Origin of the sequence: Streptomyces varsoviensis (assembly GCF_000718635.1) — a bacterium.
Classification (GTDB): domain Bacteria; phylum Actinomycetota; class Actinomycetes; order Streptomycetales; family Streptomycetaceae; genus Streptomyces; species Streptomyces varsoviensis.
This window is the reverse complement of the sequence record NZ_JOBF01000016.1, coordinates 175,451-192,487: the sequence shown is the minus strand read 5'-3', so window position 1 is coordinate 192,487 and position 17,037 is coordinate 175,451. Positions and strand designations below refer to the sequence as shown.

Below are 17,037 nucleotides of genomic sequence, written 5' to 3'. Positions count from 1 at the left end.
GAGGCCGCGTCACTGACGTCCCGCCATTGAGTCGCGCGCCATCGACGTCACCCCACGGACGTCACCCCACTGCCGTCGTCCCACGGACGTCACCCCACGGACGTCGCCCCACTGCCGTCGCACCATCCTGCCGAACCCCCACCGGGCCGCCGGAACAGGCCCCGCACCGCCGAGCGGCGCATCTCGCTGTGCGACGCGCTCCTCGCGCCCCGGCCCAGGCCGCCGATGAACTCGTAGACAGAGTTCCGCTGTCCGGACGGACAGTGTTCGCCCGCCGGATCACGCCACCGCGCCACCCCGGCCTAGTGTGAAAACGGCAGCCGTGCTGCCACGCCGCGGCTCCGCCCGGCCCGCCACCATCTTGAAGGACTGACCGATGAGCACCGTGGTCGTCAAACGATCACCTCGTGTCTCCGGCCCCGAGGCCCCGGAGCAGCAGGTCGAGCTCGCCGAGCCCCCCGCCCTCGGCGAGCCGGTGACCGCGGACTTCACCTCGGCACTGGTCTACCTGCCGATGCTGCTGGGCGTGGGCGCCATGGCCATGATGTTCACCCTCGGCGCCAGTTCGCCCACGACATTCCTGATGTCCGGGATGATGGGCACGGCCATGCTGAGCATGGCGATCACCCAGCTCGGCCGCCGCGGCGCCGAGCGCAAGCGCAAGATGCGCGCCGAGCGCCGCGACTACCTGCGCTACCTGGCCCAACTGCGCCGCCAGGTGCGGGACGCGGCGGCCGAGCAGCGTGCCGCCGCCTACTGGAACAACCCGCGCCCGCAGGACCTGTGGGCGGTGGCTTCCGGTGAGCGCCTGTGGGAGCGCAGGGGCGGGCACGAGGACTACGCCGAGGTGCGCGTCGGGCTGGGCTCGCGCAGAGCGGGACTGTTCCTGCTGCCGCCGGAGACCAAGCCGGTGGAGGACCTCGAACCGCTCTCGGCGATCTCGCTGCGCCGCTTCACCAAGGCGTACCAGAACGTCACCCACCTGCCGGTGACGGTGCCGCTGCGCCGGTTCACCAGCGTGGAACTGGCCGGCGACGGCGAGGCGGCGCTCGGCCTGCTGCGCGCCCTGGTGGGCCAGCTCGCGGTGGCGCACGCGCCGGACGAGATGCGCATCGCGCTGCTCACCGACGCGGTGGGCCGCGCCGAGTGGGACTGGCTGAAGTGGCTGCCCCACAACGCCCACCCGCTCCTGGAGGACGAGGCCGGCCCGCTGCGGCTGGTCGCGGACGACCACGACGCGCTGATGGACCTCCTCGGACCCGAGGTGGCCGAGCGCGGCGAGCACGACCCCGGCTCGCCGCCCCGGCCCGCCGAGCCCTTCATCGTCGTGCTCGCCTACCGGGTGTACATCCCCGAGGCGTCCCGGCTGCTGGCCGGCGTGCGCAACGTCGTGCTCCTGGACGCCACCGGCGCGATGACCGGCGGCCCCGACACGCTGCGGCTGACCGTGCGCGACGGCGAGGTGGAGTACCCCTCGGGGGACACCGTGGTCACCGCGAGCGCCGACTCGCTGTCCCCGAGGGCCGCCGAGGAACTCGCCCGCGTCCTGGCGCCGATGCGCACCACCGGCGGCGGCATCGAGACCGTCGAACAACCGCTGGAGACCGACTTCGACCTCGCCACGCTGCTCGGCATCCGCGACCCCCGCGCCTTCGACGTGGCCGCCCTGTGGCGCACCCGGACCGCGCAGAGTTCGCGGCTGCGGGTGCCGATCGGCATCACCGAGGACAACGAGGTCATGGAGCTGGACATCAAGGAGTCCGCCCAGTCCGGCATGGGCCCGCACGGACTGCTGATCGGCGCGACCGGTTCCGGCAAGAGCGAACTGGTGCGCACCCTGGTCATCGGGCTCGCCGCGACGCACTCCTCGGACGTCCTCAATTTCGTGCTGGTGGACTTCAAGGGCGGTGCCACCTTCCTCAACATGGACCGGCTGCCGCACACCTCCGCGGTCATCACCAACCTGGCCGACGAACTCCACCTCGTGGACCGGATGCGGGACTCGCTCCAGGGCGAGATGACGCGCCGGCAGGAACTGCTGCGGGAGAGCGGTCACTCCTCGCTGTACGACTATGAGAAGGCCCGGCTCGGCGGAGCGCCGCTGACGCCCCTGCCCTCGCTGGTGATCGTCGTCGACGAGTTCTCCGAACTGCTCGCCAACAAGCCGGAGTTCGTCGATCTCTTCGTCTCCATCGGACGCCTCGGCCGGTCGCTCGGCGTGCACCTGCTGCTGGCCTCCCAGCGCCTGGACGAGGGCCGCATCCACCGCGTCGAGGGCCACCTCTCCTACCGGATCGCGCTGCGCACCTTCTCCTCGATGGAGTCCCGCAGCGTCATCGGCGTCGGCTCCGCCTACGAACTGCCGTCCGCACCGGGCAACGGCTATCTGAAGGTGGACACCACCAACCTGGCCCGGTTCAAGGCCGCCTACGTCTCCGGCGCCGCCCCCGCCCCGCAGAGCGCGTCCCGTCCGGCCGAACTGGCCGGCGGTTCGCAGGAGATCGTCGCCTTCGGCATGGAGCAGTCCGCCCCGGCGCCGCGGGAACAGGAAGAGGCGGAGGCGGCCCGGGAGCCGGCCGCGCAGCCCGCCGAACCGGCGGCGGAGGACGAGGAGAGTCTGCTGGACGTCCTGGTCGGCCGGCTGGAGGGCGCCGGCCCGCCCGCGCGCCAGGTGTGGCTGCCGCCGCTCGACTTCTCGCCCAGCCTCGACCAACTGCTGCCCGGCATCGTCCCCGACCCCGAGCGCGGCATGAGCGCGGCCGACTACCCGGAGCTCGGCCGGCTGCGCGTGCCGCTCGGCATGGTCGACCGGCCCTACGAACAACTGCGCGAGCTGCTGGTCGCCGACCTCTCCGGCGCCGACGGCCACCTGGCCGTCGCCGGCGCGCCGCAGAGCGGCAAGTCCACGACGCTGCGCACCCTGATGCTCTCCCTCGCCCTCACCCACACACCGCGCGAGGTGCAGTTCTACTGCCTCGACTTCGGCGGCGGCGGTCTCCAGTCCACCGCGGGCCTGCCGCACGTCGGCTCGATCGCCACCCGCATGGAGCGGGACCGCGTGACGCGCACCGTGGAGGAGCTCACCCAACTGCTGGAGGCGCGCGAGCGACGCTTCACCGAGCGGGGCCTGGAGTCGATGCCGGCCTACCGGCAGCTTCGCGACGCCGGCGAGATCGACGACCCCTACGGTGACGTCTTCCTCGTCATCGACAACTGGGGAACCCTCAAACAGGACTTCGAGGACCTCGAACCGCGCATCACCGACCTGGCGGCCCGGGGACTGTCCTTCGGCCTGCACGTGGTGGTCTCCGCGGTGCGCTGGTCGGAGATCCGGCCCCGCGCCCGCGACCTGTTCGGCAGCAAGCTCGAACTCCGCCTCGGCGACACCGTGGAGTCCGAGCTCGGCTCCAAGCTCGCCGCGAGCGTGCCCCAGCAGCCGGGCCGCGGCCTGACCAAGTCCAAGTTCCACTTCCTGTCCGCTCTGCCCCGGCTGGACAGCTCCTCCGAGTCCGCGGACCTCACCGCGGCGACCAGGTCGGCCGTCGCCGAGATCGACACGTTCTGGACCGGACGGCAGGCCCCCGGCGTGCGGATGCTGCCCGCCAAGCTGCCGCTGGACAAGCTCCCGGCGCCCGAGGGCGATCTGCGGGTCGCCCTGGGCTGGGACGAGCAGCGCCTCGCCCCGGTGTGGCACGACTTCGGCGTCGCCCCGCACCTGATGGTCTTCGGCGACGCCGAGACCGGCAAGACCAACGTCCTGCGCCTGACGATCGACGCCATCACCCGCCGCTACCAGCCGGACGAGGCGCGCATCCTGCTCGCCGACACCCGACGCGACCTGCTCGGCATGGTCCCCGAGGAGTACCGGGTGGGTTTCGCCGTGGACGGCGAGAGCCTCACCCAACTCGCGGGCAGCGCGGCGGTGTCGGTCGGCAAGCGCGTTCCCGGCCCCGACATCGCCCCCGAGCGGCTGCCCCGGCGCGACTGGTGGACCGGTCCGCGGCTCTTCATGCTCATCGACGACTACGACCTCTACGCCGGCGGGCCGGGCAGCGGCTCGCCCCTCAACCCGCTCGCCCCGATGCTCGCCCACTCCGTCAACATCGGCCTGCACCTGGTGATCTCGCGATCCACCTCGGGAGCGATGCGCGCCATGATGGACCCGGTGCTGCGCCGGATCTGGGAGCTGGGCAGCCCGGCGCTGCTGCACTCCTATCCCAAGGAGGAAGGCAAGTTCATCGGTGAGGCCAGGCCGCGGACCCTGCCCGCCGGCCGTGCGCAGCTCGTCACCCGCCGCGGCGTGCGGCTGATGCAGATCGGCTACGCGGGCCCCTGACGCCAGGCCCGCCCCGACCGCCAGGCCGCCGTGAACCCCGCCCCCAGGAGCACCATGACCACCGCCATACCCGCCGCCCGCACCCCGGGAGCGGTCAGCACCGAGGTGTGCCGGCTGACCATCGCCGGGCCGGCCGGCCGCGCGGACCTGGCCGTACCCGTCACCACCCCCGTCTCCGCGCTGCTGCCACGCCTGCTGCGGAGCGTCTCCGCCGACCCCGCCAGGCCGGCCCAGACCTGGACCCTGCAACGCCTGGGCGAGGCGCCGCTGGACCTGGACGACTCGCCGGAGAGCGCGGGGCTCGTCCACGGCGACGTCCTCTACCTGCGGCCCGCCGACGACCCGATGCCTGAACTGGAGTACGACGATGTCTCCGACGGCGTGGGGCGGGCCGTGGGCGCGCACACCAACCGGTGGCGTCCGGAGCTGACCCGCCGGCTCTTCCTCGGCCTCGCCTGCCTCGTGCTGGTCACGCTGGCCACGGCCGTCCCGGTGCTCGGGCACGGGGTGCTGGTCCCCGTGGTCTACGCGCTGTCCACCCTGGTGCTCGGCGTGGGCTGCGCGTTGGACCGGCAGTGGTCCGACGACCGCGGGATCGCGCTGGTGACCGGCCTCGGCGCGTGCGCCAACGCGGCGCTGGCCGGCCTGACCTCCGTCCACTCGGCCGCCGCGCTCACCTCACCGGCCCCCGGCGACCTCCTGCTCGGCGGCGCGGCCGCCGCCCTGGTGGCCGCCGTCGTGCTGCTGCCCGTCGCCCGGATTCCGGTCGCGGTCACCGGCGCCGTTCTCGCCACGGCGGTGCTCGTCACCCTCACCGCGGGCGCCGGCCTCCTCCTCGACTGGGACGCGCCGCGCAGCGCCGGTACGGTCGCGGTCGTCGCGTTCTTCTTCGGCCACCTCGCGCCCCGCGCGTCGCTGCGGCTGGCCCGGCTGCGGGTGCCGCAACTGCCGCACAACGCCGCGGAGCTCCAGGAGGACACCGACCCCATCTCCGAGAGCCAGGTCAAGCGCAGGGCGGCCATCGCCGACGCGTTCCTGACGATGGTCACCGCCGCCACCGCCGCCCTGTGCTCCGGCGCCTTCGTGCTGACGGCCCGCGCCGACGGGTGGATCGGCTGGGTCTTCCCGCTGGTGTTCGCCACCGCGATGCTGCTGCGCTCCAAGCACCTGATCACGACCTGGCAGCGGGTTCCGGCCGTGCTGTGCGGCGTGATCGGCCTGCTCGCCGGGGTGCTCGGCTGGGCCGCGTCGCTCACCTCCCCCGCCGGGCGCTGCGCGCTGCTGGTCGGATTGCTGCTCGGCGCGCTGCTGGTGCTGGTCGGCGCGTGGCGGCTGCCCACCGCGCGCCTGCTGCCGGTGTGGGGGCGTACGGCGGACATCCTGGAGATGCTGACGGCGCTCGCCCTGGTGCCGCTGCTGCTGCAACTCCTCCACGTCTACGCGCACGTGCGCGTCGCCGCCGGCTGAGGGGACTCCGTGCAAACCCGTCGCGACCACCTCCACGCCTACCAGTTCGCCACCGGACGGCTGGCCTCCGCGCTGGTCTCCGGTGACGCCGGCAACGGCGAGGCGCCCATGCGCAACGCCGGGCTCGGCGCCATGTTCGGCGCCATCCTCGCCGTGCTGCTCGTGCTCGGCTCCGCCGTCTTCGGCCTCCTCATGCCGGCCGCGGCCGAGGACACCTCCTGGCAGCACGACGGTGCCCTGGTCGTGCAGAAGGAGACCGGCACCCGCTACCTCTACGCCAAGGGCGAGCTGCACCCGACCCTGAACTACTCCTCCGCGCTCCTGGCCGCCGGCAGCGGCACCCAGGTCACCGAGGCGTCCCGGAAGGCGCTGTCCGACGTGCGGCGCGGCCCGACCATCGGCATCGCCGGGGCCCCCGACGACGTCGCGAAGCCGGACTCCCTGGTGACCGGGGCCTGGACCGACTGCCTGCTGCCCGGTGAGCAGCCCGTCGAACGGCTGGACTTCGCGCCGACGTCCGCCCGGGCCGTCCCGGACGACACCAGGGTGCTGGTGTCGGGCGCGCACGGCAGCCGCTACGTGATCTGGAACGACACCAAGTACCTCATCAAGGGCCACACCTCGCTGTTGGCCCTCGGCCTCGACGCCGAGCGGCCGATCCCGGCCACCGAGACGTGGCTGGACGCGCTGCCCACCGGTCCCGCCGCCGGCCCCGCCACGATCCCCGGGGCCGGCCACGGCGGTCGCACGGTCGCCGGCACCGCACAGCCCGTGGGCGCCCTCTTCCGTACCGTCGTCGGCAGCACCAGCCACTACTACGTGCTCCGCGCCGACGGCATGGCCCCGGCCAACCAGACCGAGGCCGCGCTCCTCGCCGCCCAGCCGGGCGGCCGGGAGCCGGTGCGGGTGAGCCCCACGGACATCGCCGCCGTCCCGGCCTCCTCCGACACCACCCTGCTGCACCGCCTCCCCGATCTGCTCGCGGCCAAGGACACCACCTCCGACGACAAGAGCGCGCTGTGCCTGAGGCGGACCGACGACGCGGCACACCCCACCGTGGTGCGGGAGAGCGGCCGGATCATGACCTCTCGGACGGCGGTCCTGATCCCCACGGACCACGCGGTGCTCGCCGCGCCGCCCAAGCGGTCCGGCGCCACCCGCGCCCCGGACCCCTACCTGATCACTGATCAGGGCGTGAAGTACGAACTGCTCGGCGAGGCCCGACAGGCCCTCGGGTTCGGCGGCGTCACCCCCCGGACGCTGCCGAAGACGACGCTCGACCAGATCGCCGCCGGCCCGCGGCTCAGCCGCTCGCGCGCCGTCGACGTGGCGAAAACGGAGTGAGGATGGCACCCGCCTTCGACGAGGAGAACCCCCCGCCCCGCCGCGATCACCGCCACCGGATCTCCGCCCGGCTGGCGAAGGCCGCGCTGCGCGCCGTCGGCCCGACGCTGGAGGCCAGGAACATCGGCAACGCGCTCCTGGTCCATCCGCGCGGCTTCGTCGACAACCGCGCGCTGGCCTTCTCCGAGCGCCTGGCCGCCGACCCGCAGCACACCCTCGTCGTCCTCGACCTGCCCGCGCGTCCGGAGGACGACGTGTGGGAGACCGTGGCCCGCGCCCTGGACCGCAAGGGCCACAGTTTCCGTCTCGTCCCCGGCCGGGGCACCCGCGAGGACGTCCAACGCGCCGCCCAGTGGCTCGCCAACCGCCTGGACCGCGTCATCCTGGCGCCCGACGGGGCGCTGGTCCCCGCGGCCGGCGGCGCGCTGTTCGTACCCGCTCACCACGGTCTGGGCTGGCTGCGCTACCGGCCCAACAAGACCTTCGCCCCGGATTCGCGCCGGTTCCCCAAGCCCCAGTGGGAGTACTCCGTCCCCGACCAGCCGTGGCACATCGGCACCGGCGGCACCGCCGAACCGCTGCCCGGCGGCGTGTGGATACGGGGCTCCTGGGAGGACGCCGGCACCGAAGAAAACCGGCGGCGCCTGGTCGACCTGCTCGCCGGCGACCCCGACCTGCTCGGCGTCGCGCTCGGCAGCCCGGGAGCCCTGGACGCGCTGCCGCTGGAGGAGGTCGCCGCGTTCTGGGAGACCCTGCCCAGCAGCGCCCGCCACCTCGTGCGGTTCGTCGCCTACGGCCCGGTGGCCGTACCCGACGGCGCCCCGCTGGGGCAGGCGCTCGCCGACCTGCTCGGCCAGCGCGTCGCCGTGTACGCGGGCCTGCCCTCGGCCGGCGCGGGGAGCGAGGCCCGGGAGGTCCGTACGCTCCAGGCCGACGGAACCCTGGGCTGGCGCCCGTACGCCGAGGAGTTCGGCTACACGCCGCGCGGGCCGAACGGCGAACCGGCGCCGCCCCCCGTGCCGTTGAACGCGCGGGTACCGGCCGGCGCCACCGCCACGTCCGTGCCCGGCGTCTACCAGCACACGTCCGACGTGCTCGTGGAGGTCGTGCAGAGCGGCCTGTGGGTGCGGTCGAGGAACGAGCCGCACGACGGCGACACGGTCCGCTCCGCCCCCGCCGACCCCTCGCACCCGGCCCTCCTGTACGACCAGACCGACCCGCTCCTCGCCGACCACCTGCGGTCCGTCGCCTATGAGCTGCTGCCCGCGCTGGAACCGGGATTCCGCGACACCACCCGGGTGCTGCCCGCCAGCGAGGCGGGCAAGGCGCTCCCGGCCGGTTACCGGCCGCCGGCGATCGAGATGTCGCGGGTGGAGGCGGAGCGCGCGTCCACCGCCACCTCCGGACGGTCCGAGGGCTGGATGCTGGGGGGCGGTTCGGACGCCCAGGCGTCACGGCCCGCCCCACGGCAGCCCGCCGACTGGACCGGCCAGGGGCTCGCGACCGAACCCGGCGCGGTGCGCCGGCCGGCCGCCTCCGACGTGGACGCCGCCGTACAGCGCCCCACCGCACCGCCGTTGCCCGGGCGCCTGGACGCCGGCCCGGCGCAGGCGGGGCTGCCCGCGCCGCCGGCCACGCGCCCGGTGGCGGCCCCGGAGCAGTCCGGCCCGCCCGCGGCGCCCGTGGAGGAGACGGAGGCCGCCGGCACGGGCCCGGCGACCCCGGCCACGCCCGTGCCCCCGACGCCCGCGGCAGGGCCCGCGGCCCCGCCGGTTCCGTCCGCCCCGCCGGTTCCGCCTGCCCCGGCGGCCACCCCGGAATGGACGGAGGATGAGGAGCCCGGCCCCACACCCTCCGCCGGTCCGCCGTCCCCCGGAAGTCCCTCCGAGCCCGCCGCGCCCGAGCCCGCCGCGCCCGAAAACCTGCCGGCCCCCGCCGCACCCGGGCCGAGCATGCCCAGCATCCGCCTGGAGTCCTCGCCCTCGCAGCCGCCCACCGCGCCGCCGCCGCAGACCCCCGCCCGGGACGACACACCGCCACCGGCCCCGCAGCCCCCGACGCCCGAACCGACGCCGGCCGCCGGGCCGACGCCGCCCGTCGCGGACCCCGGACCGGTACGGGACGCCGACGCGCCCGCCCGGCCACCGCTCGCCGACGCGGAGCCGGGCACGGTCCGCGCCCAGCCCGTCCCCTCGGCCGCCGCGAGCGTGCAGCCGTCCCCGAAGGGCGTCGAGAAGGAACGCGACTGGGTGCGCCGCAGCCTCGGCGGCCGGTACGACAACGCGGCGGCGGTGGTCGCCCGCGTGCTCTCGCAGTCGCCCGGACTGGCCGGCGGCCCGCCCGGCTCCGCCGGCGAGGCGCTCACCGACCTCGCGGCCATGCGGCTGTACCTCTCCGGCGCCACCCCGGACATCGACGCGGCCATCAGGTCCGCCAGTTCCGGACCGCACGTGCCGCTCGCGCGCTGCGCCACGGCCGGTATGCGCCGGCTGCCGTCCTACCGGGGCGCCGCGATCCTGCGGGCCACGCTCAGCGACGCCGAACGCGCCTGGTACGAGGAGGGAAAGCCGGTCACGGAGTACTCGTTCCTGTCCGCCCTGTCCTCCGCCCGCCGGGGCCTGAGCGGCAACACCGACATCGTGCTCTGGTCGCTGACGGCCCGGCGGACCGGGCTGCTGGCGCCCGAAGTCCCCGACCGCCTGGTGTTCATGCCCGGCACCCGGTTCAAGGTGCTGCGCGTGGTGGCCGGTGACCGCCCCGCCGTGCTGCTGCGAGAGCTGGCCGCGCCCGAGGTCGACGAGGCCGGCGACCTGCGCGAAGAGCGCGTTCCGCTCGACGAGATCGCCCTGACCGGCCTCGACCAGCTCCACGCCCTGTGGAAGCAGGCCGAGTCGGACACCGGGACCCCGGTGGGCGATCCGCTTCCCGACGAGTACGCGGACGCCTTCCGTTCCGCTCCCGGGCTGTTGCAGTCCCGCCCGGGCACGACAGCCGGGCCGCGGCCGCCCGCTGCCTCGAACACAGCGCCGCAGAGAGGGCGGAACCAGTGAACCGTCAGGTCTTGAAGGTCTCGGCGACCGAGAGCGGCGCCTATCGAACGGTCTCCCAGGCGCTGGCGGCGGCGGGCGACGGCGCCCTCATCGCCATCGCGCCGGGCACCTACACCGAGGCGCTCACCCTCAACCGGGCGGTGACGCTCTCCGCCGAGGGCGATCCGGGCACCGTACGGCTGGAGTCACCGGTCGGCAGCACGGTCGTGGTGGACGCCGACGTGGTGCGGCTCGCCGGACTCACCCTCGGCGGCTCCGACGCCAACGCGGCCGTGCTGGACGTACGCCGCGGCCAGGCGGCGCTCGACGGCTGCACGGTGACCGGAAGCCAGGCATGGGCCGCGCTGCTGTGCTGGCAGGCCGGGCAGCTCGCGGCGCGGGACTGCCGGGTGACCAACCCCGGCGGCGCCGGCATCGTGGTGACCGCCGACAGCGACAACACCGTGGAAAGCACCACCGTCACCGACCTCGGCTCCTCCGCCGTCGTCGTCGCCGACAAGGGCCGTCTGACGATCCGCGACTGCGTACTGGAACGCGTCGGCGGCAACGGCATCTGCGTGAACGGGCAGGGCGGCGTCACCGTCGAGACCACCACCGTGACCGGCAGCCAGAAGCCGGCCCTCGTAGTGGAGCAGCAGGCCAGGGCCGAACTCATGCGGGTCACCGTCACCGAGTCCGCCGGCCTCGACGCCTACCTGACCAGCACCGGCCTCACCACCCTCACCGACTGCACCCTGAGCGGGGCGGGCGAACAGTCCGTGCACGTGAGCGGGGGAGCCGCCCCGCTGCTGCGCGGCTGCCACCTCACCTCGGCGAAGGTCAGCGGCCTCCAGTCCACCGGGGGCTCCTCCCCTCGGCTGGAGGACTGCCGGATCAGCGGCGCGCCGATGGCCCTCCTCATCGAGGAGGCCGGCACGGCGGAGTTCCACCGGCTGCGCGTACAGGGCGCCAAGCGGACCACGCTCCAGCTTCGCGGCGAGTCCCGCGCCGAGTTCCGGGACCTGTCGGTCACGGAGGACTGCGCCGGGCTGCGGGTGTCGGGCTCCTCCCGCGTCGAGCTGCGCCACGCGGACCTCGTCATCGACCACGGCGTCGGCGTCGAACTGTCCGAGAGCGCCACCGCCGTGTTCGAGGACGTCCGGCTGCGCGCGGCGGGCGAGTGGGGCGTCGCGGTGTCCGGCGGGGCGCGCGCCGAGGTGGATTCCTCCACCGTCGACGGCGCCGGCGTGCTGGTGGGAACGGACGGCGAGGCCGTGCTGCGCGGCAGCGAACTGACCCGCTCCGCCGGCGACGGCGCGCGGGTCCTGGGCGGCGGCGCGCTCACCGCGACCGGCTGCCGGGTCCACGACGCGGGGGGCAACGGCGTCAACGTCCAGGCGTCCGGCCGGGCCGACATCAGCGACTGCATCATCACCGGCAACGTCGGCGACGGCGTCCGCAGCAACTCCGAGGAACCCGTCACCGTCCAGCGCTGCGAGGTCACCGACAACGGCGGCACCGGCTTCAACCGCCTGCGCGGCGACGAGGACGAGCGGCGGCCCAAGCAGGTGGCGAGCGAACCGGCCTGGGCCGGGGCGGGCGCCGATATGCGCGACAAGAAGGACGGCGCCCGGACCGGCAGGGAGGAGAGCGCTGCCGCGGGAATCGGCAACGGGCCGCTGGCCGAGCTTGAGGCCCTGGTCGGCCTGGACAGCGTCAAGCGCGAGGTCACCGGCCTGATCAACGTCAACAAGATGGCCCAGCGGCGCCTGGAGTTGGGCCTGCCCATGCCGCCCATGAGCCGCCACCTCGTCTTCGCCGGCCCGCCCGGCACCGGCAAGACCACCGTCGCCCGGCTCTACGGCGCGGTCCTCGCCGAACTCGGCATCCTCAGACAGGGCCACATCGTCGAGGTCTCCCGGTCGGGGCTGGTGGCACAGATCATCGGCGGTACGGCGATCAAGACCGCCGAGGTCTTCGAGAAGGCGCTCGGCGGTGTCCTGTTCATCGACGAGGCGTATACCCTCACCAATCAGTCGGGCGGCAGCGGACCGGACTTCGGCCAGGAGGCCGTCGAGACGCTGATGAAGCTCATGGAGGACCACCGCGACGAGATCGTGGTGATCGTGGCCGGGTACTCCGAGCAGATGGAGCAGTTCCTGGAGTCCAACCCCGGCATGGCCTCCCGCTTCTCCCGCACCGTGGAGTTCCCCAACTACGAGGTCGATGAGCTCGTCACCATCGTGCAGGGGCTGTGCGCCAAGCACTACTACGAGCTTGAGGATTCCGGACTTGAGGCGCTGACCAGGTACTTCGTGGACATCCCCAAGGGGCCCACGTTCGGTAACGGCCGTGTCGCCCGGTCGATCTTCGAGACCATGATCAGCAATCAGGCGTCCCGGCTGGCCACCTCCTCCGGTGACGACGGGACGCTGAACCGGCTGGTGGCCGAGGACGTCGGCCCGCTGCCGGAGCTTGAGGACGAAGAGGACGAAGGGAAGGAGCAGCCTCAGCCGGAGCCGCCTCATGACGTCCCTCACGCCCAGGAGCCGGCGCCCGGTCCGGAACCCGCGCAGGCCCCGGTGGCCGCCCCCAAGGCTCCGGCCGAACCGCCGCCCGCCATGCGGCGGCTGGCCGCGCTGTGCGGCCTGCGCGACGTGCGCGCGGTCCTGCTCAGGCGCACCAACGAGCTGGTGTCCTCGGTGCAGCGGGGCGAGACGCCGGCGCCGGCGGCGAACGTCGTGCTCGCCGGGGAGCCGGGCAGCGGACGCCGGGCGGTTGCCACGCTGTACGCGAAGTGCCTCGCCGAGACCGGGGTGTTGCGCAACGGCGCGTCGCACCGGGTGGCGTTGTCGCAGGTGCACGCCGGGCGCCCGGAGGAGGCTCGCGCCTTCGCGGCCTGGCTGTTCGGCGAGGCGGACGGTGGTGTGCTGGACCTCGAACTCGACGCGGCCTTCGCCGCGCGGCCCCAGGCGGAGCGCGGCGCGGTGTGGGAGGCCGTGGTGGGGTCGGCGGTCCGCAACCCGCAGACCGTGCTGGTGCTGCGCGGCGCCCACACCAGACTCGGCGAGGCGTTGAACGAACGGCCGGACGTGGCACGGTGCTTCTCCGAGTACGTGCGCTTTCCCGCTTACACGGCGGAGGAACTGGCCCAATTGATGTGCCGGCGGCTCGCCGCCCGCGGCCACGCCGTCGACGAGGCGACGCACACCGCGCTGAGCGGGCGTATCGCCGGCCAGATGCCCAGCGACGGCGCGCGCGGCGCCCACCGGCTCGCGGATCGCATCGCGGAAAGGGCGCGGACCACGACGCGCACGGTTCCAGAACCGGCCGGGGTTTCGCACAACTAGACAACGGCGCCTGTAGAGGCAGGCAATAACCGTCGCTCGCGGTTCCTCGCGGGCGAGGGCCCGCGGAAGGATGGAGAGCGTCACGGTGCCACGGCTGATGGCACGACGGAATGACCCGAGCGAAGGGACAGCCCATGGCCGGCAACGGGCAGCAGAATGTCGATATCGCGGGAATGCGGGCGGCGCAGCCGCATTTCGAGAACGCCCTGAGCGAAACCTCGCAGGCCCACAGCAATATGCAGGAGCAGGCCGTCACTCTGGAGGGCGGCTGGACCGGTGACGCGGCCAGGTCGTTCACCAACGCCCTGCACCAGTGGCTGGAGAACTGCAACATCGTCAAGCAGCAGCTCCAGGTCGTCACCGACAAGCTCGCCGCCAACACCGGCAGCTACCAGAACGTCCACAGCGCCACCCAGGACGAGGCATCCACGCTGAACAGCGCGATCGGCGCCGGGCTGCCCGGATTCTGAACCACGTTCGCGCGGACGCTCCGTTCCGCGCGTTTCCGTCGACGGTCCGGCGACGGGCGCCGGATACCTGCCAAGAGAGGGCGATATGACGACTTACCAGGTAAGCCTTCAGCAGATGGAGTTCGTGGGCGGCGAGATGGCCGCCATCTCCAAGCAGATCCAGCAGACGCTGGCCGATCTGGACGACGGCGCGAAGCAGAACCTCGCCCAGTGGTCCAGCGACGCCCGCCAGGCGTACGACGTGGCGAAGGCCAAGTGGGACGCGGCCGCCGCGGCCATGCAGCAGCAGTCGGTACAGGCCACCCGGTCGCTCGGCAACATCGGCGAGTCCTACACCAGCGGTGAGAAGTACGGCGTCAATCTCTGGGATCAGTGAGCGATACCGTGAGCAATTCAGTTCGGACGAGGGCGAGGGGGAGGTGACGAGCGGTGGTCAGCGCCGGTGACACGAATTACGGCATGAACAACAATTCGTCGTCCCATTCGTCCAGTTCGTCTTCCGGTGATCCGCAGCATTACGGCGGCGGAGGCTACTCGGACTCCAGCACGGGCACGGTCGACACCGGTCAGTCGCTCCCGATTATGCCGACGGTCCCGGCGACTTCCTCGGACGCGAGCGGCGATGTCTCCGTCGACACCAAGGCGCTCAAGCAGTTCGCCGACAACCTGGAGACCATCTCGGAGACGGTCGGATCGGCCCGGGAACGTGTGGTCGGCCTGAAGCCGATCGCGCCCGGGACCTTCCCCGAGGCGACCGCGCTGAAAGCGAAGATCAGCGGCGGTGACGGCGGCGGGGGGCTGCAGGACGGCCTCGCCGTGTCGATGCACGACCTGCGCCAGGCCCTGATGGACATCGCCGACAAGATCCGGACGATGGCCAACAAGTACTCGACGATGGAAGAGGTCAACGAGAAGGCGGGCTCCGAACTGCATCAGCTCATGCAGTCGGCGCAGTCCGATCTCCAGAGCTTCCAGCAGCACAGCGCGGCGGTGGGCCAGGCCGCCGGGGCCGACTCGCCGCCGACGTCGGGCAGCACCACTGTGCAGGCGTCACGACGGCCGTCATGACGGCCGGCCCGGCCCGATTCGGGCACCACCGCCGGAGCGGATGAGAACGCCAAGACCGCGATGGTCCGGCAGCAGCCCGGGCCACGCGGTCTTGCGGTTGGCCGCGGTGGTTCGGCAGGGAGGGCGAAGGCGGCGAAGGGGACGAGGAAGGCGCAACGCCGATGGCGGGCGGTGCACCTTGTGAGCACGGGGCGAAGGGCCTACCAGCAATGACCGAGAGCAGTACCTCCTACGACACCGACGGCGGCGGGTACACCTACGAAGCCGTCCCGGCGGGCTACGGGGCCGGGGCCGGGCATCCCCTGGGCGGCGTCGAGGCCGTTCCGGAGGGCTACACCAACGGATACCGAACCGGCTCCTACGGTCTGGACCCCAGCGCCTACGGCGGCACTCCCGGCTCGGGTACCTATGGGACGGACATCGGTTACGGGACGCTGGCTTCGACTGGTTATGACACGGGTTATGGCTCGGGTGGTTACGGGGCGCCGATGGGCCCGACCGGTTATGACACGGGTTACGGGACGACGACCCCGACCACGACGACGACCACCACTCCGACCACGACGTCGGCTGTCCCGACCACGACGACCACCCCGACCACAACCACGGACCCCGGCTCCGAGGCGGACTCCGGGTCGACCACTGGCTCGGCCTCCGAGACGAGTTCCAAGACGGGCTCCGAGACGAGTTCCAAGACGAACTCCAACACGGACCCCGACTCGAACTTCGACAGCACCGGTGACTACAGCAGTTGGACCTGGAAGCAGGTCATGGCGCACGTCACCGGGTACGACCCCGACGACACCAGCGTGAACGGCAGTCTGACCTCCAGCCCCCAGTCGATGCAGGACGCCGCCGACGCCCTGTGGTACACGGGGCAGGTGCTGAAGGAGGCCGGCGACAACCTCGACGCCCAGACCGAGTCCCTGGCGGGTGAGCACGGTTCGTGGCGGGGCCCGGCGGCCCAGAGCTTCTACAGCGTGATGAAGAACCTGTCCCAGCAGGTCTCGAACCTGACCGGCGTGCTGACCGGCGGCATCACCGGTGACAACAACGTCCCCCAGCAACTGGCGGACAACAGTCAGCATCTGCGGGAAGCGATCAACAAGTTGATGGACATCGACAACTGGTACGCCCAGCAGGCCATCAACTACTACAACGATCACCGTGGCAAGTTCTCCGACGACATCGTCATGGACAACGGCCAGATCGCGGTGAGCCAGGTCAAGGCCATTCCCCCGATGATGGACAGCGACATGCGCCAGGTGCTCATCACCCTCGCGGGGCACTACAAGGTCACCATCGACCAGGTCCCCAAGGCCGCCTTCTCCAACCCGATGACCGGCAGCGGCGGCGGCCTCCCGTCGGACCCGCTGAGTACGAGTCAGAACGGGCTGAGCACGCCGCTTCAGCCGCCGGGGACGCCGGCCGCTTCGCCGTACGGCGGGGTGACGCCCGGGATCGTGGGCGGGGTGACCCCCGCGGCCATGGGCGGGACGACGTCGGAGCCCATGTCCGGCATGTCGCCGTACGGCTCTCGCCTCCTGCCGAGTCCGAGGGCGTGCCGGTGTCGGGTGGGGAGCCGGAGCCGAGGAGGTTGCTGCCGATGTCCGAGGGCGTGCCGGTGTCGGGTGGGGAGCGGGAGCCGAGGAGATTGCTGCCGATGACCCCGGCCGAACCGGTGACGCCGCACGAGGCTCCCACGGTTCAGACGCAGGGGATAGAGCAGCCGCTGGGGATAATAGGGCAGCCGATGGGGAACAACGTGCCGGCGCAGGAACTGTCGGACCGCACTGAGCCTGTGCCGGCGGGGGATACCCCGCAGTACCGCGAGCTGACGGAGCAGGTTCCGCAGGTGCCCGCGCAGGGCGGCGAGCAGGCCGGGCTGCCCGGATTCTGATCCACTGAGGCCGGGTGCCGCGCCGCGGTGCGCGGACCACGCGCGGCGACAAGGGGCCGCGTCATCGACGTTC

Annotated in this window: 10 protein-coding genes; all 10 read left to right on the top strand. The window is 72.9% G+C overall.

Annotated elements, in window-relative coordinates; translation table 11 throughout:
- Window positions 1-376 precede the first annotated feature (376 nt).
- The 10 genes from IF55_RS23475 (at window position 377) to IF55_RS23425 (ending at window position 16,964) form a co-directional block, all read left to right on the top strand.
- The gene (locus tag IF55_RS23475) at window positions 377-4,336 is read left to right on the top strand and encodes a type VII secretion protein EccC (RefSeq protein WP_030884235.1); all 3,960 of its coding nucleotides are present in this window, start codon (window positions 377-379) and stop codon (window positions 4,334-4,336) included.
- A 54-nt stretch (window positions 4,337-4,390) separates the two neighbouring features.
- Window positions 4,391-5,803 (top strand): type VII secretion integral membrane protein EccD, encoded by a 1,413-nt coding sequence (gene eccD, locus IF55_RS23470; RefSeq protein ID WP_030884232.1) that lies wholly within the window; start codon window positions 4,391-4,393, stop codon window positions 5,801-5,803.
- Between the two features lie 9 nt (window positions 5,804-5,812).
- Window positions 5,813-7,147: a type VII secretion protein EccB gene (gene eccB / locus IF55_RS23465; protein ID WP_030884229.1), complete on the top strand. Its 1,335-nt coding sequence runs from the start codon at window positions 5,813-5,815 to the stop codon at window positions 7,145-7,147.
- 2 nt (window positions 7,148-7,149) lie between these two features.
- Window positions 7,150-10,197: a hypothetical protein gene (locus tag IF55_RS23460; protein ID WP_048832352.1), complete on the top strand. Its 3,048-nt coding sequence runs from the start codon at window positions 7,150-7,152 to the stop codon at window positions 10,195-10,197.
- 11 nt (window positions 10,198-10,208) lie between these two features.
- Complete coding sequence (locus IF55_RS23455) at window positions 10,209-13,526, top strand: right-handed parallel beta-helix repeat-containing protein (protein ID WP_245661350.1); 3,318 nt, start codon at window positions 10,209-10,211, stop codon at window positions 13,524-13,526.
- A 134-nt stretch (window positions 13,527-13,660) separates the two neighbouring features.
- A complete protein-coding gene (locus tag IF55_RS23450) occupies window positions 13,661-13,996 on the top strand; it encodes a WXG100 family type VII secretion target (protein WP_078645053.1) in 336 nt (111 codons plus the stop codon).
- 85 nt (window positions 13,997-14,081) lie between these two features.
- The gene (locus tag IF55_RS23445; RefSeq protein ID WP_030884221.1) at window positions 14,082-14,372 is read left to right on the top strand and encodes a WXG100 family type VII secretion target; all 291 of its coding nucleotides are present in this window, start codon (window positions 14,082-14,084) and stop codon (window positions 14,370-14,372) included.
- Between the two features lie 53 nt (window positions 14,373-14,425).
- Window positions 14,426-15,064, top strand: coding sequence for a hypothetical protein (locus IF55_RS23440; protein ID WP_157854401.1), 639 nt, complete (start codon window positions 14,426-14,428; stop codon window positions 15,062-15,064).
- A 209-nt stretch (window positions 15,065-15,273) separates the two neighbouring features.
- Entirely contained in the window at window positions 15,274-16,731 is a 1,458-nt protein-coding gene (locus IF55_RS39510) for a WXG100 family type VII secretion target (protein ID WP_157857237.1), read from the top strand.
- A complete protein-coding gene (locus IF55_RS23425; protein WP_048832348.1) occupies window positions 16,728-16,964 on the top strand; it encodes a hypothetical protein in 237 nt (78 codons plus the stop codon). The genes IF55_RS39510 and IF55_RS23425 overlap by 4 nt, the downstream gene beginning before the upstream one ends.
- The last annotated feature ends 73 nt before the right edge of the window (window positions 16,965-17,037 follow it).